Below are 21,565 nucleotides of genomic sequence, written 5' to 3'. Positions count from 1 at the left end.
ACTACCTTGCGCCGTCAGAGTTTGCGGCGAAACATCGGGCAACCGCGGATACTCCTGCCGCTTTCCAGGAGTTGGTTTAAAGGGACTTTGCTAGAAGCCCATTGGCCCTATTGATGGGGGCAGGTCAATACATCCGCCTGATCTTGGCCAATATGCCCACCGTGATCACCTCTGTATCCCCTGCTCAAAGATTGAGCAGGGCATTCAATCACGTGGGTCAAAATTCGATGAAAATTACTGCCTTAGGTGGGTCAGTTCTGCGTGGACATCAACAAGGCTGCTTCATTTCCACCACCCGCGACTACGAGACCGCTCGATTTTTTGCCACCAGGGACAACACGTGTGCCGGGGTGATTTATCACATCGACGAGAGCTTGTTCAGCCAGTACCAGGTAGTAGCCAAGGAGTTCCCAGACCCCTTGTACCCAGATGAATGGGAGGTTTCTGTTCGCTCCGCGGACTGCGGGCCGCTTCCCTCGGAAATCATCGTTCGAATCGAGGAGGTGTTCCCAATCTCTCGCGTCTGAGTACGCTCCTTTCGCTCGCCCCCGCACTCACCTCGTAGCCTACCGTTACTGCGGTATCTGGAAAATCGCCACGGTGAATGACGAACCGGGGGTCTTGCTGTTGCAGTGGGGCATCCTTGAGACGGATGATGGAATCACTGCGTCATGCCACCCATGCAGAACGGACGACGTAAATGGTCATGCCGTCTTTGGAGAAATGATAGCTCGCCACCCGGCTGCATACAGGTGTGTCTGGGTCCTTGAGCTTTTCCAGCGCGCGAACGAGACTGGCCCTGAAATTACTTCTGCTGGACGCATATCCGGAGAGTTGATGCAACAAGTCAATTGACAGCGGTTTAGGGTGAGCGTGCCCCGCATAAAAATTTGCGAGCCATCCTCTCAGCCCGTCATATCTCGCAGCTTCATTATTGACAGCTGTCCACGCTCCAGGCCCGAACAGCTCCGCCACGGATGTGGTGACTCGAAGCAACAGTACGTCGCTGCCTTTGGGATTCCCTGCGGATTCACCGTCCCCGAACTCCACCGACAGCAACTTCGGCACCTCGATGTTCATGCGCTCGAGGCGGACGCATACCTGTGCGAAGCTCAAGCGAAGCAGACTCGCCCGAATGGCCCTGTGTGCCTTTACGCTATATTTGTTTCCCATGCGACGCGCGAACTCGTAAAACGTGGTTCGCTCATACCGAGAACTCTCTTCAGGACAAAGAGGTACCTTGCGGTAGTAGTCGAGGCAGGTCGAGTAGACCAGCCTGTCGAACTGACAAAGGCAATACCCACTGAACGTCAGATTCATGTTCTGGAACGTGCCAATTCTCTCATCAGCCACCAGACAGGTCGAGCCGCCCGCGAGCAGGTTTGTGTTGTCGGCCTGAACACTTCGGGCCGCAGCAAACAGAGCTGAACGGAGAAACGCGTTCGGCAGTGCCCGCGCAGCCGCGGACCAGCCCGGCAGATGCACGTCCTCGCCCACGCGAGTAGCCTGTCGCCGCCGCGAATGGTGAATCTCGTCCGCTGTGGCATTCGCTGGAAGTTCGGCGACCGCGAGTTGCTCGAGCGATTTCTTTTTCCGACGTTCGAGTCCGTCTGCGATGTCCTGGAGCTGCTTCGCCGCATCGAGTACAGTCATCTGCCGGTCGGGAGCAGCAGTAAGTGCCGCGTCGGCCGTGAGGTTCGCGAGAGCGCGCAGTTCAGCGACTTTGCCCCCAAGATGCTTTGTCACCTGCAACCTAATCATGCTGCCACTCCGGGGAACCGGACGATGCCTTTCTTCGTTGCCCGGCACGGGGGCAGCAGCGACGCGGGGTTCGTGTAACCCGGAATGCGCACCCGGCGAAACGCTCAGGTGATTCGGACAGCAAGCCGGGGGATGCTGGCCGCGTGAATCTGGTCTGGTCATGGTGAACACATGCAGGTTGGTGATACCTGTGTATATGCGCGCAGGACGGCCAATAAATCACGAAAATGAGTCTCGCATCACACTTTCCGATATACCCTGGAAAAACAGCGTAGATATTCACATCAGGCACAGATTGCGCGACTTGTACTCGGCATCGCTGTGGCTTGCACCGTACATCGCCGGCACTTGTACTCCGCATCGCCTCAGCTTGTACGCTGCATTGCGTTCCGCGTAGCCGATGCGAAGAACAAGCAGGAAGCTCACGGAATTATCGCGGGCCGGCAGCATTGCCTAATATCTATAGACTTGGTAATCGAGATAGCTAGGCAAACGCGGCTCAAGGCTGGCGAACATCTCCGTCAGCTAGCTTCTGGTGCCCCGGGATGGCGTAGAGACCTCCGACCGAGTCGGCCCTGCATTGTTGTGCGCGACAACACTCGATGTCGCCGAAACCGGCCACGCGGCGTATTTTCTGGAGAAAGCAGCTTGAAATCGCCGGCCCTGGTCAGCCAGGCGCGCCTCACACGAATCTACTCTCGTCCTCTCGGGTGACTGCAATCGGGCAGCCAGCGCAAACGCAATTCGCTATCGGCACCGGGATTGAATCCGCAGTCGACATCTGGCTGACCAGGGTCGGCGGTGCTGCGCCGGACGTGCTGAGTCCAGCCGCGTCGGCCAGCCAGTCCCTGGCCCGCCGTTGCGTCTCAATGTGAATCGTCGGCTCGAACCCACGATGTCAATGAGCTGGCTGATGCTTTGGTCAGCGCGCCAGCTCCCGCCGATACTATTCGAGTCGGAGAACCATGTACGCTAGACCGTCCAGCGAGGAGCTGCTCGTCGGTGCCCCTCTTCAGCCATTCAACGTTTCTTTGCCCAGGGTCTCCTGATTCCCGACCGGCACAGATACCGACGGCGGCGACGTTGAACGGCTATGGCCCGAAACGACTTGCGGGCAACTTCAGAATAGTTTGGCCAGCAGCTTGATGAAGTTGCGCTTCGCACGATACGCCGCCCGAATCTCCTCCAGTTCGCGGATGAACTCCGCATGTTCATCCAGCCTCGCCCGCAACATGCCGACGGCCCGAGCAATTTCAAACGCCTCGTCATATCGAGCGTTGCGCGTGCCGCCCTCGACAGCGACCGGCAGCAGCCTGTGATAGACGGCGCTGGCATCGTGCGGATGGGTCTTGGCACGGACAGCCGCAATTTCAGGCCATAGCGGGGTTGCGACCGGACCACCGGTAAACGTTTCCCATGCAGTGTCGTTCTCTTTTCCGGCAAGAAAAATCCTGACCAGTTCGGTCCGCGTCGACCGCTGCCAGACACTGCGCTTCGATTTTGCGGCTGCCTCCTCTTCCCTGACTAGCACTCAGAGGTGCGTAAGCGCGCGCTCCCGTGTCTCGTCATGCCTGCCGGTAGCCGTAGCAATCTTCATCAAGGCGGGAAACGCCTCGGCTGTCGGGTGCATTTCGAAGCGGCGCCACGCGAACGCATCGGCCTTGTCGAATTCACTGCGACGTAGATACACGTCGACGCAGAAGTCGAGCAGGCGCTGGTCGAAGTTCTTGCCGGACTCTTTGATGCCGCGCTCGGCCCACGTGAGACCTTCGTCCTGGCGACCGTGCTTCACACGAAGCTCCGCCACCAGCAGAAGGCGGTACGGACTCGAGAGGTCCTTCGAGCGAATGCGAATCAACGCATCAACGGCTCCGTCGAGTTCGGCCAGCGCCCCATCGCGTGCTCGAGCTGCATGCGCGGCGAGTCGTATGACCGTCGATATTCTTTACCCGGCGCGAGCGGGGGCAGCCTATCGTCCTAACAATGCGCTGGGTCCACAACACTCTCCGTGTCAATCATGCACACATGGCCATCATTCTCTCGAAATGATGCTGGTCAGACCACTTCAGCATATCCAACACATCGCGCAAAACAGATGGTGCTTCCGAAAGCAAAGACTCGCTCTCGTGGTCCCCAGCAACGCCTGGAGCATGAGAATAAGTATCCAGGAAGCGGGAAATTCGCGTCGTTTTCGGCCCATCGTATTTGAGTTCATCCAGGCGCTGAAACATAGATTCACGTCCGGGGACTTTGAATGCCAGAAATGACTCAACTAATCGCCTAGCGAGATTCGGCAGTTCATAATAATCCTGCATTGGCACATTATCCGGTAGAGAACTAGCATCGACTACGCGCCGGAAGAGATAGTGGTATTCCGATTCAAAATTCTTCAGGAGCGGGTCCATCTCGTAAATCGACGAGCTACGCACCCCGTCTCGAATGGTGGCGCGTAGCATGTAAAATCTTGGCGAATCCTTCTTGGGTACGTGCTGCAGCCAGTTCTTGACGAGCCGGAGAAACGTGAAGTTGTGCGTCAGTACGAAGAGCTGACCGACACCGACAAGCTTCCGCTTCATAAACCCGAAGGCGTTGTATATTGCATTGGAATCGAGGCTTGAGATTGGGTCGTCTACAACGACGATACCGTTTGAGAGGTCAAATGACCGGTCATCAAGTGACTTCAGAAAATAGAGGAATGCAATAGCGGTACGTTCCCCTTCGCTCAAGTGCATAGCCGCGTTTCCGTGTCGCACTATGCGGTATCCGGTTTCCTCCACAGAGACCTGTATTTCATCGTGTCCAAGATATGTCACAAGGTCACGGTTGAGTTCCTCTGCCGGCAACCGATGTTCCAAGATGGCGGATTCCAGCCGTTGAACTGCCTCATCTGTCTTCCTCTTCTCGCCGCTGGCCTCTGTAGTTTTCGATTTGGCATTTTCCAACTCGGACTGCTTTTGCTGCCAATCGGCAAAAGCTCCACCGAGTTCATTTTCGAGCAATCGTTCGCGAGCGTTGATAACCTCGTCGGCAAATGAATATGTCTTCTCGTTATGTTTGTCGATAATTCCTTTCAGAGTCTTAAGTGCTGACTTTCCAACGAACTCACCGATAAATGCGGGACCACCCGTGGAAAGTGCATCGAAGAATCGTCGCATTATTGACTTGTTCGTTTCCGGCACGCCATCACCACCAAGAACCACATCCTGAAGGTCAATTTTTTCGAAAACGTGCTCTTGTTTGAAGCGAAGTGCCGAGGCAAGGGCGGTGAGCGTCGTCCCAACGTTACCTAGGTGCAAGTCGAGTTGGCCTAACGCTTGCGCATACTCCGCCTGAAGGTCCGGATACAACTCCGTCGCTTTGGGCAACCCCGACACTGTCAACGATTGAGCCGCACTCTCAACCCGTACCGTCAATGCCTTCAGTAATTCTGTGAAACGATGGAACTCATCGTTGAAATGAGCTTCGAGCTGGCGCAAACGGTTCGGAGCCAATGATTGCTCGCAAAATCGGCAGATGGTCGAATCACCATCATGAGTATGGAGAGCCAGGCCTGCCCGAATCCAGGTCGCCAAGGGTGGATTTGACGCAAGGCTGTCGATGACCTGCGAGGCCACGGTCTGTTGAAGTGCATTCTGTACGTTCGCGTAGAGATTCGTGACATCAGGGAAACTGATGTCTTGAATTCGCACGTTGGGCAGCGGCTTGGCTCCCTTGAGTTCCATGTCCCTTGCGTATTCCGCATCCGAAAGTCGCGGTTTAGGAGCTAGGCCATATGCACCAATGTCTCGACGAAAATCGGCGGAGTTGTAATTGTTGAACTTTCCCCCCGGGGCGACAAGGAGATTCTTAATCGTTCGAGCTGTGGCTGCGGCGAAATCTTCGAGAGACTTTGAAGCGCGTCGTTCTTGCTCGCCTGACTCTTGTACTCGTTCGGCGAGCTCCGGCAATTTAGCCTTCAGCGCGTCGAGTTGCCCCTGTTTTTCCGCGCTGTCCTCGCCGAATACGTAAACGGGCGCCAACTGGGAATTGTCGCCACCAGAACTTTCAAAGACACTGCTGGCGACGGTCGCATGATTAAACACGCGAACCTGAGGCAACGCATTTGATGTGGACAATGCACTTCCGGAAACTCGATTTCCCCCGAAGACGAAGTCTATTTGCCCATCTCGTATATCTGAATGAGCTTGAAACGCCTTGAACAAATTGGACAGCGTGGTCTTACCGCTTCCATTCCAACCGTAAAGGAGGTTGTAGCGCCCAAACCCTTCTAGGTCACGAGGCCACGAAAAGTCTTTAAATATTCTGTAGCCCCGAATCTTGTCAAACCGCTCAAGCCGCATCTCTGTCCCCTTGGCCGCCTCGTGGGTATCGTTACAATCCTGCTCTACGCACACCAGCATGTCGCTCGCGCAGCGCCTCGTATAGCTGCGCCGTTCCGAGCAACACATCCTTGATGCCATCCTGAGCTCGCTGCGACTCAAGTGCATGAGCGCTCATCTGGACGGTCACATTGCAGAACATTTCATACAAAGCGTTCTGGATTTTTGGTTCCATGAACCTACGCTAGCTCATTTCCGCAAACGCACTGAACCGTCCTCCATGGCCACTGTCGCTTGGACTCGTCCATGGGTCAGCGCCCGAGAAATCCGTACGCCGGCCTCGGCAGTTGTCCTAGCCACACCGAGTAGTCGACACACCGCTTTTGCTAGTCCATCTTGCGACGTGCCACCTTGTTGCATCAGGATGTGCACGGCCGCATTACCCAGCTCTTCGAGGCTAATCTCGTCGATACCGCGGCGCGTTTCGGGGTCGCTTCTTGGCACCCGGATACCCTCCCAAGTGCTCGGATTGGCATGCTCAGGCCAATAGAAAGTGACCTCGTTGTCCGTCGTCCGAACCACCTGCCAAGGCACCAATGCACTCAAATGAGCCTCAATGCGGCTACCGACCCGGGACAGTCCCCAGGCCCGCGTTACGCGCTTGAATACCACTGCCTGCGATACTGGCCCTTCCGTCTCAATTACCTGGAGTAGCTGGCTGACCAAAATCGACATCGAGCCGCCCTCGTAGAAAAGGTCTGGATTGCCTTTATCCAGGCTGGTCAGTTCGTATTCGGGAAGCCGCGCGACAGGAGCAACCGGCTCCACGACCGATTGGGCTCCGGCGTACAAGGTATGCGACTCTTCCTCGTGCGCAGCTTCTTCTGGCTGTTCAACCGCCGGTTCGTCCTCGGTGGGCACCGTCGCTACCAACTCTTCCAGTCTGGCCACAAGCTTTCGCATCGGCTCTTCCGGATTCAGCCACCAGTCGGTAGACCAGATGCGGTACAGTTCCCAGCCCAACCCCTCCAGGACATGTTGTCGGAGGCGGTCACGGTCGCGCGCCGTAGCGCCGGAGTGATACATGGCACCATCGCATTCGACACCCAGCAGATAGCGACCCGGCGCACGTGGGTCGACCACGCCAATATCAATCCGGTATCCGGACACGCCGACCTGCGGGTGGACCGTCCAACCTTTCTCACGAAGGGCGGAAATCACTTGCCGCTCGAACGGGCTATCGGGCTCCCGTCCAGTCGGCATACTTTGCTCAACCAAGGCGCGTGGGCCTCGAATGGCGAACTCCAGATAGTTCTTCAGGTCTCGTACGCCGGCGGCTCGGACGCGCGACAGGTCAATCTGCTCGGGAAGCAGCGTGCTGAAAATCATGACGCCGACGCGGGCACGCGATACGGCCACGTTAAGACGCCGATGGCCACCCTCCAGGTTCAACGGCCCAAAGTTGAGACTGACCTTGCCCGATGCATCTGGGCCATAGGTAATGGAGAAGAAGATGATGTCGCGCTCATCACCTTGGACGTTTTCCAAGTTCTTGATGAACAGCGGCTCCTGCGCCGCCTGCGCAATAGCTTGGTCCAGTTGCTGAGATGCCCGGCGGCGCTCATCCAGCATCCGCTCAATCAGGCTTTGCTGCGCTTGGTTGAAGGTCACTACGCCAAGCGTCAGATGCCGCTTCGCCGAGTCCAGATAGTGCCGCTCAATCGCCTTGACGATGGCATCGGCTTCCGCCCGATTGGTGCGTGAGCCGCCGCGGTCGTAGACACCCTGTACGCGCTCAAAGCACACGCTCTGGTCGTTTGTCACTGGCGACGGGAACGTGACCAGTTCGTTGTCGTAGTACGTGACATTGCTGAAGGTAATCAGCCCTTCATGCTTGCTTCGGTAGTGCCAATTCAACCGAAGCTCAGGCAGGCCGATACTGAGACACTCGTCCAAGATGCTCTCCAAGTCCTGGACATCGTCGCTATCCGCTCCATCCTCCGAGTCATCCGACCGGGAGAAGAAACTGGTCGGCGGCAGTTGCTTCGGGTCGCCGACGCAGACCAACTGCTTACCACGAGCAATTGCGCCAACGGCATCCCACACCGGAATCTGCGACGCCTCGTCGAAGATGACCACATCGAACTGGGCGTGCGATGCATCCAGATACTGAGCGACCGACAAGGGTGACATTAACAGGCATGGCTTTAGCCGAGTCATCAAGCTCGGCAGGTTTTGCACCAGTTGCCGAATCGGCATGTGCTTGCGCTGCTTCTGCAGTTCGCGTCGCAATTTCCCCAACTCAGAATCTGCGCCGGGCGCAACCTCTACGCCCGCCGGAATCTGTCCCGCCAGTTTGGCCGCAATATATTGTTGGGTCAGTTTCTGGAAACGCTCGTCGGCCTCCTTGAACTCGGCAATCTTACGGTCATGCTCGGCACTCGCGAAGTTACAGAGTACGGGCTCCCGGTCAATCGCTTTTCGCAGCCACCAGCTCTGGTAGCTGTATTCGAAGAACACCGCCACGCTAGACAACGGTGCCTCGCCAGCCTCCAGTGCGTCCACAATTCCCTGCAATCCGCTGCTAATTGCATTGGCGCGGGACTTCCGCCACAGGCACCACGGCTGCAATTGTCGCGAGGCAGATTGCCATCCCTGAAGCAGGCTCAACAGTCGAGGAGTCACGCCGGCTGCAGTCGGGTCCAAATCAAGTTCGGCCTGGCAGTGTCCGAGCTCAACAACACGGCGGAGCTGAGCCGCGAAATCTCGATAGCAATCGCGGTATGACAATAGACTTGAGCCAAGAGACATGTCTGCCTTCAGCATGCTCCGGTTGTCGGAAACAAATGGCTGCAGCTTCGTGCGAAGCGTTTGAGCCAGTTCGATGTCATTGCCGGCAATCGCCGTTACCGCGTCCGCAAAGGATGTTGCCCACCGCTCGGCGGATTCAACGGCAGTCCAGTCCGTCTTCGACGCGGCGAACGTTTCATGCAGCAGCTGCATCGCGTCGTTCGACATGGCCTCGATGACCTTGTCTTCGGCGTTGACGGCTGTCAGTGCCGTGATGACAGCAGGCACATCTCCACCTTGCGGGCGACGCTGGTCTTGCCGATACAGACGCAGTTTTCCGGTAACCGCGCGCTGGGCAAACAGGCTCTTCGGCCACCAGGTATTGGTTGCTGCCGCCCATTGCAGCTTCAGTTCGGACGCGTTCAGGGTGGCAACGTCATCCACGTAGTGTTTGCTCAGCGGTTCCCACGCTTGATTGCGCGCCACGCCATGCTGCCGCAAGTTGGTCAATCGGTTGCGAGCGGACTCGTCATGCGCCGACCGGGCAACATCGACCGGCACAGTGGGTGCGGCGGAAAGCACGTCGGCCAGTACATCGAACTTGCTCAATCCATGCAGGGAGAACGCAATCCCGGGAAGGCCCAGCTGACTTAGCAGGTTTGACGCGGCCTCGTCCAGCTTCCTGATTTGGGCTTCGCACACCGAAACCGCATCGAGAAACTCCTGTTGCCACGTCGGAGTCCACTCAGTCCTGTGAATGACCGCCAGAGGGTGGTTCTGCAAGCTGGTCAACTGGCTAGCCAATGCTCCCATCTGGCGGCAGGTCTCGCGCAGTGTCTCGAGTTGAGTACGGTCATGTACATCTGCATCGGCCCATGGCATCGCGCCTGGTCGACATTCCGCATACTGCAGGCTGGTTCCGATGGCATCGTAAATGGTCAGGTCGTTCGGATGGATGTGATGCAGCGCACGCGCGACTCCGTTGAGGTCTGCTCGAAGCGTCAGTAGCCGTTCTGACTCTCGCTCCCAGTCCTTCACTGTGCGTGTGCCGGCTGCATCGAGCGCGACGCCGAGCTGTTTCAGAACATCTGCTTTCTTTGCCTTGGACGAATGCAACTCGAGACAAAACGGTCCCAGACCGAGGCTGCTGAGCCGGCGATGCACCACCTCCAGCGCGGCCATTTTCTCCGAGACAAACAGCACGGTCTTCCCGGTAGCCAACAGGTGCGCAATCAGGTTCGAGATGGTCTGACTCTTGCCCGTACCCGGCGGACCTTCAATGACTAGATTCTTGCCTTCGGCGGCGACGCAAACGGCACGCAACTGCGACGAGTCCGACAGCAACGGGGTGAACAGGTCCTGAGGCCGGAATTTCTCATCCAGGGTGCCAGGTTCGAAGCCCGTTGCGCTGTCAGCAAATGCCTTGCCGGGGTTGTTAATCAGATGGGCAACAACGCTGTTTTCCTGGAGCTGCTTCTGACGGTCCTGGAGGTCCTTCCACATCAGGTACTTCGTGAACGAGAAGATACCCAGATGGACCTGTTCCTTGACCTCCCATCCCTTCAACTCAGCTACATGCAGGCGGAAGGTCTGCAGAATTCCGTTGACGTCGATACCATGGTCATCGGCAGGCAAGACGTCAAACGACGGCAGCTTCAGGCTGAAGTCCTGCTGCAGCTTTTGCAGCAACGTCGGGTTCACGAGCGCGTCGTCATCGTGACGGGCTAATCGGAAACCACTTCGGACAGACTGGCGGGTCAGCGTGACGGGGATTAGCAGAATCGGAGCCAGGTGGCTGGATTCGGCATCCTTGCTCTCCTGCCATTCCAGCATCCCGAAAGCCAGAAACAGCGTATTGGCACCGCCTTCCTCCATGCCTGTGCTGGCAGTCCGGAATATTTCGAGAAGCCGGCCTTCCAGCGCCTCTTCCTCGACATCCGTGACGATTTCGTTCCGGCCGAGTGCGTCAGTTGCGAGGTCATCCATTGCGGCCGTGCCGTTCCGACCGGCATACACATTGGCGTCGCGACCGTCCGAACCGGACATCAGCTTCGGCTTCGCACGAACGCGGAATTCATTTCCGTCCGCAAGCCGGTCTTCCAGGGCACTCGGGTCGGGGCAGATGACCCGCAGCGAAGATTTCGTCGGCTTGAAATTCAGAAGCTTGTTGCGGAGCGTCAGGTCGAGCAGCTTGCTCTTCCATTTCGCCAGGCGGCCTTCTGGAGTTTCCGGCATGACATCATCGCGGAGGGGGATGACGACGGGGTCCAGTCGTGGCAATGGCGGTACGTCCTCGATGATGGGCGTGTCGACCTTGGCAATCGGGACATTCTGCACATCTACCTGCGATGACCGGGATGGGAGCGGACGAATCTGAACTTCGCGTGCGCGCCGGACATCGACGGCATACGCGAAGTCGGCTTCGTCATTCAGGTGTTCCTCACCACGGGTGCAGGCCCAGCGAAGGGACGGCTTCTGTCCACCTGCTACGCCAGTGGTTTCGAAGACCATGAGCTCGCCAGATTTCACCCGCTTGCGAACCGCCTGAACATCGTCAACCAATGCAGTCGGGAAACTAGTCTCAATCAGCCAAACACCCACCCAGGCATGGCCTTCCTTGAACAGCACAACAGGGTGCAGTCCAGCCTGCTCCAAGCAAGACGCGAACAGCATGGCAAGGTCCAGGCAGGTCGCAATCTTGCCATCCAGAATGCGTTCCGGCGTCCGGATTTTCTGGCCGTCGTTTCCGAACGATGCTGGCGGGTTGGAGTATTGAATGTCCTCTGCGACTATCGTGCTGTAGATAGCCGACACCTGCTTCCAAACCCTCTCGCGATTCTTGGACTGGTACCCGTCCATGGACAGGTCGGCCGATGTCTGGCGCAGCAACCCCGATGCTCGAGCGAGCAGCTTGTCTACGACCCGCGAGTTCGGCATGCAAAACGCGGCCAGCAGTTCGGGCAACGAGCGCGTACCAGCCCACTGGTCGTAGGCGAGTACATCGATGTTGTGCGTCGCCGTTACGAGCTCCTTTTCCTGAACACGCAACGATGCCGTGACGATGGCCCGCTCAGATTCGTCGAGCTGGCTGAAATACTGGTGGTGAGGACGCAGGTCGACGGGAGCAAGACGGCGGCTCTCGCCAGGCGCCAATGCTTCGAAGCGGAAACGTGCGCTCTCGGCAAAGGCCGGTACACATCTGACGAGCAGTTCGACATCAGAGAGCGTCGCCTCCCCATCGTTCGTGACCAGAATTTCACGAATGACCGGAACGTTATTCTGAATCGCCGCATATCCTATCGTCAGGTCGGCAATAACCTGAACGCTCGGTTGCGTCACATCGATGTCGGTCGTCAAATCCTCAGCGTCGTCTGCTTGTCCTTGCGTCATCACCCCGTTCCTCATTATTTGTACTGGGTTCAACCGAGTCGCCATTACTGTGGGCGACGCCACCCAGGTTGAACCACGATATTGATTGCGCTATTACCTGTGATGCTCCCGCAAGGAGTTTATTCTCTTCTTGCAAATGCGAATTGCGTGGAAACTTTTTTTGGTGCTTTCCCTAAGTTAAGTGGAAATATTACTCTTTTTTGACCGTCATCCCGGGAAACCGGCCAAACCTCTGCATAGCTACGCTGCTTAGCTTGCACCTCGAGCTTCTCAAGACATCCCCCGGCACGTAGGCAATGGTCGGGAGACTTTCACGCTGGATGGCACCTGTGGCTCCCAGGTTGTCTGGTGACATCACCTACGCGTGCGTTCCGTCAAGCAGCAACCGTTCATTGGCGACTTGGTCGGCGAACGACTGCTGCTCACATGTGAGGACGTGTCCGAAGCACATGGGCTGCGTTGTGACCGCGCCCGGAGACGTGGAGTATCCGTCTCGCCCGTGCATATCGCACCGGGTTGATGTCGCCGAGGACGATGTTCGAATCGCGACGGCATCTGTGAAGGTCATCGCCATCAACAGACGGATGTGTATATGTTCCACTCGACGCTCACCCAGCGCTCATCACCAGAAAATCCAGCCACGTCAATGAGTTAGCAAACTCATCAAAAACCTATCCACGGATTTGTCGACAATTTTTGGGGACAAGACGTGTTCGTAGCTGCGATGCGCGGTCATGGCGACGCGCCCGAGGCACATTGCGCGTCAATGAATCTTGAACGTGTCCACCAGATTTGCTAGGTTGAAAGTCGGCGCAACGCCGACCTGAGCATGTCGCACCTAATGTGCTATGGCCCTTTGGACCACGGCATCGTCCCCTTTTTATGAGAGGGTACGTAGTGAGGGTGCCATGCGACGGGCAAATCGGCTCAGGTGGTTAAATCCGCACGGATTCTGGGCAGACGCTCAGAGCGCTCACAGTCAGTCCCTAAATAATCCGAATGGACTTGACTTCCATCGCCGCCAGGCAGGCCAGCAGAAAAGCCGCCGAGAATCGCTTCCGGTTGACCTTCCGATTTATCTGGTTCGGCGATTCATCAATCCCGTACTGTTCCAGTCGCCTCGCCAGTTCCTTGTAGGTCAGGCGCTTCCGGGACATCTCTTCCACTATCAATTCCTTCGCCGTCTCCTCCCACGAGCCGTACGAGTCGGCTTGGGATGCGGTTCTCTTGAGCGGTACCTCATCCATCCTTGCACCTTTACCTTGAATTGGCCGCTAATTTTCGAGGAAGCGCGAATTCTCGCACAGTTTAATCGGTCGTATACGACTGGTCAGATACCCGGGGCACTACACGTCCTTTGTAAGCAATTTCTGTGAGGACGTAATGCTGAACAAGGCGCAACTGACCGACCTGTTAGACCATCTGGGCACGCCACCCGCGGGCCGCAAGCTGGTCCAGGAAGCTCGCATCCACGCGCCCGTGCGCGATGTGGCCTCCCGGGGAGGCAATGTCATTACCTACGTGGCAAGCCGGAAGATGGCGTGCGAAATCGCCACAGAGAGCTACGGCATCGAGTTCGCTGCCGCTATCGGTTTCGAATACGACAAACATGTGCTGGAGTTTTATCCGCAGCCGTGCAAGTTGCAGCTCACCCTGCTCGACGACGCCACTGGTGAAATCCGTGCGATTCATCACACCCCGGACTTTCTCGTCATTTGCCAGGACGGCATTACGCTCGAGGAATGGAAGTCCGAGGCAAAGCTGACCCGGCTGGCCGAGAAGTACCCCTATCGCTACCAGCGACATGCCGATGGGAACTGGTGTTCGCCGCAAATCGAGGAGCAGCTCGCCGAACGTGGTATTCGGTATCGGATTCGCAGCGATGCTGCCATTCCCCGGCGCCGTATCGAAAATCTGCAGCATCTTGCCGACTATTATCTCCCGGCGGCAGAACCGTGTCCTGAGGATGTCCTCGCTCGCCTCGATGCCGGCCTGAAGGAACATGGTGCGCTTCACTTTTATGAATTGCTGGAGCCGCCGTACGCGCTCAGTGCCGACCAGTTGAACAAGGCTATCGCTGACCAGCTCGTTGTGACAGACCTTGACCGCGAGTCGTTGCGCAATCCCCGGCGATTTCGAATCTACCGGGACACAACGCTACGCGAGTTCCTGTATGCGGAGTCGCATCGCGCAACGCCGCCCGGCTACGAGCGCTTCGCGCTTCATGTCGCCGTCGGCACCCGGTTCGAATTCGAAGGTCAGGAACTGACCATCACGCTGGTCGGCGAAAAGAGCGTGGTCTGCAACAGACAGGACCATACGACCATGGAGCTTCAGCGTGACTGGCTCCTTGCTGCTCATGACGAAAATCGCATCCGGGTCCTCGAGGCAGCACCGCCTGCCAACCTCGGTCTGAGCCGATATACGGAAGACGAGTACGCGGAAGCACTTCGGCGCCAGACGCTACTCCAGTCGGAATCGGCAACGGCGACGGTTTCCGCGCGCACATTGCGTCGCTGGAACACCTGTCAGGCCATCGCGCGAGCCAATGGTGACCATGAGATTCTCGCTCTGGTGCCGCACATAAGTGCGCGCGGAAATCACACCGCCCGTCTGAGTGATGAGCAGACTGACCTGATGGACCGCGTCATCGACGAGCACTGGCGGAACAGCAAGGCGATTAACTACAAGACCTGCCATCGACATCTGGTGGTGGTGTGCGCGCAGGAAAACGTGCAGGCGCCTTCGTACCCGACCTTGATTAAGCACATCAAGTCGCAAGCGACCAATCACGACATCCGGATTCGAGAAGGGAAACGCCTGGCATACCAGAAGGATGCGTTCGTGGACGCTCTTCACTATCACACACCGATAAATGGCAGCCGCCCCTTCCAGTTCGTACATATCGACCACACGGAGCTGGACATTGAGCTCCTCTCCAGCCGAACGGGCAAGAATCTCGGCAGGCCATGGTTGTCCCTTGCCGTGGACGCCTATACGCGGCGCATTGTGGGCATGTTCCTGACGTATGACCCGCCGTCTTACCACTCTGTGATGATGGTGATTCGCGACATGGTCCGGCGATTCAATCGACTGCCGGAACTGGTCCTCGTCGACAACGGCAGCGACTTCCGGTCCGACGCATTCAAGTCCTTTCTCAAGGCAATGGGTTGTCATCTACGCTTTCGCCCGTCCGGCAACCCCCGTCACGGCGCGGTACTCGAGCGTATGTTCGGCCGACTGAACGTCGACTACATCCACGGCCTCGCGGGCAACACGAAGGCCACAAAGCACGTCCGGATGGTTTCCGGTTCGCATCTGCCCAAGAATCTCGCCGAGTGGACGCTCGAACCACTCTATTACGGGGTCGAGTATTGGGCTACGGAATACTACGACCAGGAGCAGCATCCCGTTCTGGGCGAGTCCCCGCGCGAAGCATTTCTGCGCGGCTTGCGCGAGAGCGGTTCGCGGGAACACCTGCACATCCAGTTCAACCGCGACTTCCTGATTGCCACATGCCCTCCGGTTGACCGAGAAGGCTTGCGTCGAGTTCATCCGCAGCGCGGCGTAAAAGTGAACGAGAGGCTTTACCACAACCCTGCGTTCCAGTCGTTCCAAGTCGCTGGTCAACGGCTCCCGGTCCGGTACGACCCGTGGGATGCATCGTCCGTCTATGTACGCGTGAAGGACCAATGGGTTCAGGCTGTTTGCCCGAGCCTGAACGGCCTTGGTCAACTTACCGAAAATGAACGGAAAGCTCTGACGCAGGAATACGACCGACGCTACCGCACATCTGTCAGTGACGAGCAGGATGCGCAACGGCTCAAGCAATTCATGCGCACCTTCACGCCGGAGGGCGCGTTGGCCGTTGCCTTCGAGCGCCAGGTTGAAAACAAGTCGCTGTACAACAGTTTGCAGTTCGCGAGCATTGCTCCCGTCACGCCGCTACGCCGATTTAGCCTCACCGAGGAAACATCTAGCGCTGCCGAATCGCCGGCAGAGACAAGGTCATCGACACCAATCAATCCGGTCCAATCGCTGCCTGAGGCAGCAGCGTGGGACGACATTCCCGACCTTGACACGTTTTGAGGTGATTCATGAAACAACACTCCGCACCACTTTCGCCGATTCCGAATTCGGCGAGCATGCTGCTCGGCAAGCGCATCAGACACCCGCGCATCGCGCAAGTCATGTCTGAACTGGAAACCTTGATTTACCCCGGCAGCCAGGACAGCACGCTCCTCGTTTGCGGCCCGACTGGCGCCGGCAAGACCACGCTGGCCAGATACATGGTCGAGGCGGCAGTTGAGCGCGCCTCCGCGGCAATGGAAGCCGACGCCGGAACGATTCCGGCCATCTTCGTCGAGGCACCTGCCTCTGGTGAGAACGAGTTCTCGTGGAGACTTTTCTATCGGCAGATTCTCGCTCAGCTTGGCGACGACCTCGACTCGCCGAAAGCGGCCTATGGTATCGACCAGCAGTCTGGACGCATGGTCCGGCCGCGCGGTGCCAGTGGCAACAGCCTCGCGGCGCTGAGAACGGCCGTCGAACGTGGGCTGCGCGAGCGGCAAGTCCAGTTCCTCGTCATTGACGAAGCCGCTCACATCATTCACCAGACGCGCGGCAGTTCCAAGCTGGAGATTCAGCTTGATACGCTGAAGTCATTGGTGAACCAGTGCGGCACGCAGATGGTGTTGGTCGGCTCCTACGACCTGTACCGGCTCATGTCGTTGTCCGGCCAACTCGCCCGACGCTCGCATGTCCTGCATTTCGAACGCTATCGGCAGGACCGTCCCGAGGATGTTCGAGCGTTCTTCGCCTGCATCCAGGCATTCGAAAAGATGCTTCCTGAACTCTGGGGCGGCGAACTGACACGTTACGCAGGAGCGCTCCACGAGAACACGCTGGGCTGCATCGGCACGTTGAGCAGCGTGCTCACTCGAGCAGCCAGGCTGGCCGAAGCCGACGGGCGTTGGTCAGAGGACGCGCTACGGCGAGCGCTGCTCACCGAAGCACAGCGCGACCGGATATTGACCGAAATCCTCGACGGCGAGGAGGCCATCAATCCCGGCCTCACCCGCATCATGCGTCGGCCGCAGCGTCAGGCATCAGCTGGCAGAAGGAGTGCCGCATGAGTTACACAATTTCAAATCCACGCTCGACACTGCACGCTCTCGAACCCATCGGCCTCGGCACGCCCGAGGTTGAAAGCCTGCTCAGCTACTTCTGCCGGCTGGCCGTGTCGCACAGCGTGTCGGCGGCAGCGCTTTGCCGGCAAGTCGCCAAAACTGTTGGCTGGGAGCTTTCGGCGAAGCATGAATGGCATGTGGGGAACATCGGCGGCGTCGGAGAAGCAGCGAGCAACTGGTCTGCCGCGCTCTCAGCTCTTACGAGCGTCGAACGACTCGACAGACTCACACTGTTGCCATGGCGTGACGTTATTGCTCAAACCAGCCTGGCCGCGACGTGCTCACGTTGGTGTCCGGCATGCTTCGCAGAGGACCGGGGCAGCGGCAAAACGCCCTATTTCCGCCTGGCATGGGACGTGGGTGCAGTGAATGTATGCGCCCAGCACAAGGTCGAGTTGGTGCACATCTGTCCGGATTGCGGACGCGCTGACGCGCGGCACAAGTCGGCCTACGTCGTTCCCGGCTGGTGCGCGCACTGCGGGGCTTTTCTCGGCGATGGAGAGCCGCCTGCGCCTGCTTCTCCGGAGGAGCTCTGGAAGGCGACTCAGGTCGGGGCGATGCTGGAAGCTCAAGCGTCATTCGAAGCGCCGCCTGTCCGGCAGGGGATGCTTGACGCAATACAAACGCTTGTTACCCAGGTCGACAACGGAAAGGGAGCAGTTTTTGCCCGGCGTCTGGGCCTGAGCAAGACTACGGTGCATCACTGGTTGAAGGAAGGCGGCGCTCCTGCGTTACCAGCACATTTGCGCATCGCGTCACAGACCGGATTGCCACTCCCGCGGTTGCTAACGGGCAATTTAGACGGTTGGACTCCCCGCACGGCAGAAGTCCACCAGCTCGCGATGCTGTTCCCCGCTGAGACAAAACGGGCGACCGCCCGCTCAATCGACTGGGAGAAGGTTCGCGACGAATTGCACACGTTCAGCAGACTTCCGTCCATCATCAGCGTAGCGGAGGCATCACGCCGCCTCGACGTCGACACCAGGCTGCTGTACCAGAATGCGAACAAGGAAGCGCGCGTCCTCGCCGAACGCTGGAGGCACTATATGCAGCGCCGGAAAGAACAGAGCGTAGTCAATGCCCGCACCGTCATCGAGGCGGCATGCCGGGACATCATCGCCGACGGCAAGGCCATCAATCTGCGGGAGCTTAATGCTCGAGTGCCCAAGGAAGTCCTGGGCAGCATCCGCGGCGTCATAGACGTGCTCCAGGAGGTCAAGGAGGCGCTTGGCGTGAGCTAGGCGCCCGTCCCCCCTTCACAGCGAAAAAGCCGGCGTGCATGCCGGCTTTTTTACGCCCATTCGCGGCTGCATACCGCGCACAAAGCTTTTCACGCTACCACCGATTCCCGATAAAGCAAAATGCGTCCCATCGGAAAATAAAGCATAACGTGTCCAAGTGGCCACTTTATGCTTAACGGCACAACAACGCAACGCATCGACCGGAAAGGAAATCTGGTGGGCCCCCCGGGAGTCGAACCCGGCACCAACGAATTATGAGTTCGCTGCTCTAACCAAGCATGAGCTAGGGGCCCCGATGTGAAACCAGGCGTGCGGCGCGCAGTTGCGGCGACGACGCCGGGCCGGCATTGTAACAACAAAGCGGCGGGGAGAGGACAAACGCCACCGGCATCGCGTGGATGCCGGCGGCGTTCGCAAGTGAAACGCTGGCGATCAGTTCCCTTCGAGGAACGACTTCAGCTTGTCGGAACGGCTCGGATGACGCAGCTTGCGCAGCGCCTTGGCTTCGATCTGACGGATCCGCTCACGCGTGACGTCGAACTGCTTGCCGACTTCCTCGAGCGTATGGTCGGTGCTCATCTCGATGCCGAAGCGCATCCGCAGCACCTTCGCCTCGCGCGGCGTCAGCGAATCGAGCACGTCCTTCACGACGTCGCGCATGCTGGCATGCAGCGCGGCGTCCGCCGGCGCGACCGTGTTGTTGTCCTCGATGAAGTCGCCGAGATGGGAATCGTCGTCGTCGCCGATCGGCGTTTCCATCGAGATCGGCTCCTTCGCGATCTTCATGATCTTGCGGATCTTGTCTTCCGGCATCTCCATCTTTTCGGCGAGCGTTGCCGGATCCGGCTCGAGACCGGTTTCCTGCAGGATCTGCCGCGAGATGCGGTTCATCTTGTTGATCGTCTCGATCATGTGAACCGGAATACGGATCGTGCGCGCCTGGTCCGCGATCGAGCGCGTGATGGCCTGACGGATCCACCACGTCGCATAGGTCGAGAACTTGTAGCCACGACGGTATTCGAACTTGTCCACCGCCTTCATCAGGCCGATGTTGCCTTCCTGGATCAGATCGAGGAACTGCAGGCCGCGGTTCGTGTACTTCTTCGCGATCGAGATCACGAGACGCAGGTTCGCCTCGGTCATTTCGCGCTTCGCCTGACGCGCCTTCAGTTCGCCGGCCGCCATCTGACGGTTGGTTTCCTTCAGGTCCTTCAGCGGCAGCACGACGCGCGCCTGCAGGTCGAGCAGACGCTGCTGCTGTTCGCGGATCGCCGGGATGTTGCGCGACAGCACCGCGCTGTACGAATGACCTTCGGCCGCGATCTTCTCGGCCCAGTCGAGATCCGTCTCGCTGCCGGGGAAGCGCGCGATGAATTCCGAGCGCGGCATCCCGCACTTGTCGACGACGATGTGCAGGATCTGACGCTCGACCTGACGCACTTCGTCCACTTGCGCACGCAACGTGTCGCACAGACGCTCGACGGTACGCGCGGTGAAGCGGATCGTCATCAGCTCGGTCTGGATCGTTTCCTGCGCCTTCAGGTAGGACTTCGACTTGTAGCCTTCCTTTTCGAACGCACGGCGCATCTTGTCGAACCACTCGCTGATCTGCGAGAACTTCTCGAGCGACGCGCGCTTCAAGGCTTCGAGCTGGGCGGCGTTGGCGGTTGCCTGAGCGGCGCCGTCATCGTCCTCCTCTTCCTCTTCTTCCTCTTCCTCTTCGGCTTCTTCGTCCTCGTTCTCGATCGCTTCCGCTTCCTTCGCGGAGAAACCGTCGGTATCGGCGGCGTCTGCGGCGTTCGGATCGAGCAGGCCGTCGACGAGCTCGTCGACGCGGATCTCTTCGTTCGCGACGCGCTCGGCCATCGCGAGGATGTCGGCGATCGTCGTCGGGCACGCGGAAATCGCCATCACCATGTGGCGCAGGCCGTCCTCGATCCGCTTCGCGATCTCGATTTCGCCTTCACGCGTGAGCAGCTCGACCGTGCCCATCTCGCGCATGTACATCCGGACCGGATCGGTCGTGCGACCGAATTCCGAATCGACCGTCGACAGCGCGACTTCCGCTTCTTCCTCGACTTCGTCGTCCGACGACGCGGCCGGCGCGTTGTCGTTCAGGAGCAGCGTTTCCGCGTCCGGCGCCTGCTCGTAAACCGCCACGCCCATGTCGTTGAACGTGCCGATGATCCCTTCCAGGGCTTCCGTCTCGGTGAAGTTGTCCGGCAGGTGGTCGTTGATTTCGGCATACGTGAGGAAGCCGCGCTCCTTGCCGAGCTTGATCAGCGCGCGCAGCTTCACGCGGCGCTCTTCGAGCTCCTCGGCCGTGCCGGGCGTGCTCGTCGCGAACGCTTCCTTCAGCAGCGCCTTTTCCTTGGCGCGACGGTCGCGCACCTTGGATTTGCCCGGAGCCGCGGCCGCCGCTGCTGCTGCGGGCTGCTGCTCGTCGCTCTGATTTGCGTCGTCATCGACGGATACTTCGTTCAGCTTTTTGGTCATGGAGTTCGCCGTACCGGCTATATCGACTCGCGGCTGCTGGACGACAGCCGGTTGAACCGTGGGTGCATGAGTAGTACGTACTGCCGTTTCGTCCGCGGCGGCAGTCGTGTCCCTTGCGCTTTTCGCACTTGCCCGCTTCGCCGCCGGCTTGGCCGGCCCGGAGTCGGGTCTCGCGGCAGCTCGTGATCCGGCTGCCGGCGCCGGCGCAGCCTGAGCAGTGCCGGCCGCGGTTTTCTTTCCTGCAGGGGCCGACGTGGCCGAAGACGTTGCCCTGGTGGAAGAAGCAGACTTGGCCGCTGTGACCTTTTTGGTCGGCTCCGTCGAGCCCTTGCCCGTTGCTTTCTTTCCGCCTGTCGTCTTTGCCATCGCGATTCTCGCC

Annotated in this window: 13 protein-coding genes and 1 tRNA gene; 4 read left to right on the top strand and 10 right to left on the bottom strand. The window is 58.6% G+C overall.

Going from position 1 to position 21,565, the window contains the following annotated elements; all coding sequences use genetic code 11:
* Window positions 1-113 precede the first annotated feature (113 nt).
* Window positions 114-527: a hypothetical protein gene (locus C3Y15_RS10770; RefSeq protein WP_124260011.1), complete on the top strand. Its 414-nt coding sequence runs from the start codon at window positions 114-116 to the stop codon at window positions 525-527.
* 142 nt (window positions 528-669) lie between these two features.
* On the opposite strand, the gene C3Y15_RS10765 is transcribed toward C3Y15_RS10770, so the two are convergent.
* The 8 genes from C3Y15_RS10765 to C3Y15_RS10745 form a co-directional block, all read right to left on the bottom strand.
* Window positions 670-1,761 carry a hypothetical protein gene (locus C3Y15_RS10765; protein WP_081071047.1) on the bottom strand — a complete coding sequence of 364 codons (1,092 nt, stop codon included), beginning with the start codon at window positions 1,759-1,761 and terminating at the stop codon, window positions 670-672.
* Between the two features lie 279 nt (window positions 1,762-2,040).
* Complete coding sequence (locus tag C3Y15_RS31705) at window positions 2,041-2,187, bottom strand: hypothetical protein (RefSeq protein ID WP_155632578.1); 147 nt, start codon at window positions 2,185-2,187, stop codon at window positions 2,041-2,043.
* Window positions 2,188-2,881: 694 nt separating this feature from the next.
* Window positions 2,882-3,292 carry a hypothetical protein gene (locus C3Y15_RS32230; protein ID WP_224019311.1) on the bottom strand — a complete coding sequence of 137 codons (411 nt, stop codon included), beginning with the start codon at window positions 3,290-3,292 and terminating at the stop codon, window positions 2,882-2,884.
* Window positions 3,293-3,619 (bottom strand): hypothetical protein, encoded by a 327-nt coding sequence (locus tag C3Y15_RS32225; RefSeq protein WP_224019312.1) that lies wholly within the window; start codon window positions 3,617-3,619, stop codon window positions 3,293-3,295.
* Between the two features lie 157 nt (window positions 3,620-3,776).
* The gene (locus C3Y15_RS10755; protein ID WP_166677049.1) at window positions 3,777-6,161 is read right to left on the bottom strand and encodes an AAA family ATPase; all 2,385 of its coding nucleotides are present in this window, start codon (window positions 6,159-6,161) and stop codon (window positions 3,777-3,779) included.
* Entirely contained in the window at window positions 6,133-6,315 is a 183-nt protein-coding gene (locus C3Y15_RS31700) for a hypothetical protein (protein WP_166677048.1), read from the bottom strand. The genes C3Y15_RS10755 and C3Y15_RS31700 overlap by 29 nt, the downstream gene beginning before the upstream one ends.
* A 14-nt stretch (window positions 6,316-6,329) precedes the next feature.
* Window positions 6,330-12,260 (bottom strand): DUF3320 domain-containing protein, encoded by a 5,931-nt coding sequence (locus C3Y15_RS10750; protein WP_230943693.1) that lies wholly within the window; start codon window positions 12,258-12,260, stop codon window positions 6,330-6,332.
* A 986-nt stretch (window positions 12,261-13,246) separates the two neighbouring features.
* A complete protein-coding gene (locus C3Y15_RS10745; protein ID WP_038742734.1) occupies window positions 13,247-13,507 on the bottom strand; it encodes a DUF6471 domain-containing protein in 261 nt (86 codons plus the stop codon).
* A 136-nt stretch (window positions 13,508-13,643) separates the two neighbouring features.
* Between C3Y15_RS10745 and C3Y15_RS10740 the strand changes: the two genes are divergently transcribed.
* The 3 genes from C3Y15_RS10740 to C3Y15_RS10730 are packed head-to-tail and all read left to right on the top strand — an operon-like array spanning window position 13,644 to window position 18,690.
* On the top strand, window positions 13,644-16,349 hold the full coding sequence (locus tag C3Y15_RS10740) for a DDE-type integrase/transposase/recombinase (RefSeq protein ID WP_060091827.1): 2,706 nt from the start codon (window positions 13,644-13,646) through the stop codon (window positions 16,347-16,349).
* 8 nt (window positions 16,350-16,357) lie between these two features.
* A complete protein-coding gene (locus C3Y15_RS10735; protein WP_060091825.1) occupies window positions 16,358-17,395 on the top strand; it encodes an AAA family ATPase in 1,038 nt (345 codons plus the stop codon).
* The gene (locus C3Y15_RS10730; RefSeq protein WP_060091823.1) at window positions 17,392-18,690 is read left to right on the top strand and encodes a TniQ family protein; all 1,299 of its coding nucleotides are present in this window, start codon (window positions 17,392-17,394) and stop codon (window positions 18,688-18,690) included. The genes C3Y15_RS10735 and C3Y15_RS10730 overlap by 4 nt, the downstream gene beginning before the upstream one ends.
* Window positions 18,691-18,904: 214 nt before the next feature.
* Here C3Y15_RS10730 and C3Y15_RS10725 read toward each other — a convergent pair.
* Together C3Y15_RS10725 and rpoD are read right to left on the bottom strand one after the other, a co-directional pair.
* Window positions 18,905-18,983: transfer RNA gene (locus C3Y15_RS10725), tRNA-Ile, on the bottom strand.
* Between the two features lie 139 nt (window positions 18,984-19,122).
* Complete coding sequence (rpoD, locus tag C3Y15_RS10720) at window positions 19,123-21,552, bottom strand: RNA polymerase sigma factor RpoD (RefSeq protein WP_072465298.1); 2,430 nt, start codon at window positions 21,550-21,552, stop codon at window positions 19,123-19,125.
* Window positions 21,553-21,565: the final 13 nt, after the last annotated feature.

Origin of the sequence: Burkholderia sp. B10, assembly GCF_004368385.1 — a bacterium.
Taxonomy (GTDB): Bacteria; Pseudomonadota; Gammaproteobacteria; order Burkholderiales; family Burkholderiaceae; genus Burkholderia; species Burkholderia vietnamiensis.
Note: the sequence above shows the minus strand (reverse complement) of the source record. Positions and strands in the feature narration are given on the sequence as shown.

Bases quoted from the DNA above. Each gene is read 5' to 3' on its own strand.
- C3Y15_RS10770 (WP_124260011.1), top strand. From the start codon at position 114: ATGGGGGCAGGTCAATACATCCGCCTGATCTTGGCCAATATGCCCACC.
- C3Y15_RS10765 (WP_081071047.1), bottom strand. From the start codon at position 1,761: ATGATTAGGTTGCAGGTGACAAAGCATCTTGGGGGCAAAGTCGCTGAA.
- C3Y15_RS10755 (WP_166677049.1), bottom strand. From the start codon at position 6,161: ATGCTGGTGTGCGTAGAGCAGGATTGTAACGATACCCACGAGGCGGCC.
- C3Y15_RS31700 (WP_166677048.1), bottom strand. From the start codon at position 6,315: ATGGAACCAAAAATCCAGAACGCTTTGTATGAAATGTTCTGCAATGTG.
- C3Y15_RS10750 (WP_230943693.1), bottom strand. From the start codon at position 12,260: ATGACGCAAGGACAAGCAGACGACGCTGAGGATTTGACGACCGACATC.
- C3Y15_RS10745 (WP_038742734.1), bottom strand. From the start codon at position 13,507: ATGGATGAGGTACCGCTCAAGAGAACCGCATCCCAAGCCGACTCGTAC.
- C3Y15_RS10740 (WP_060091827.1), top strand. From the start codon at position 13,644: ATGCTGAACAAGGCGCAACTGACCGACCTGTTAGACCATCTGGGCACG.
- C3Y15_RS10735 (WP_060091825.1), top strand. From the start codon at position 16,358: ATGAAACAACACTCCGCACCACTTTCGCCGATTCCGAATTCGGCGAGC.
- C3Y15_RS10730 (WP_060091823.1), top strand. From the start codon at position 17,392: ATGAGTTACACAATTTCAAATCCACGCTCGACACTGCACGCTCTCGAA.
- rpoD (WP_072465298.1), bottom strand. From the start codon at position 21,552: ATGGCAAAGACGACAGGCGGAAAGAAAGCAACGGGCAAGGGCTCGACG.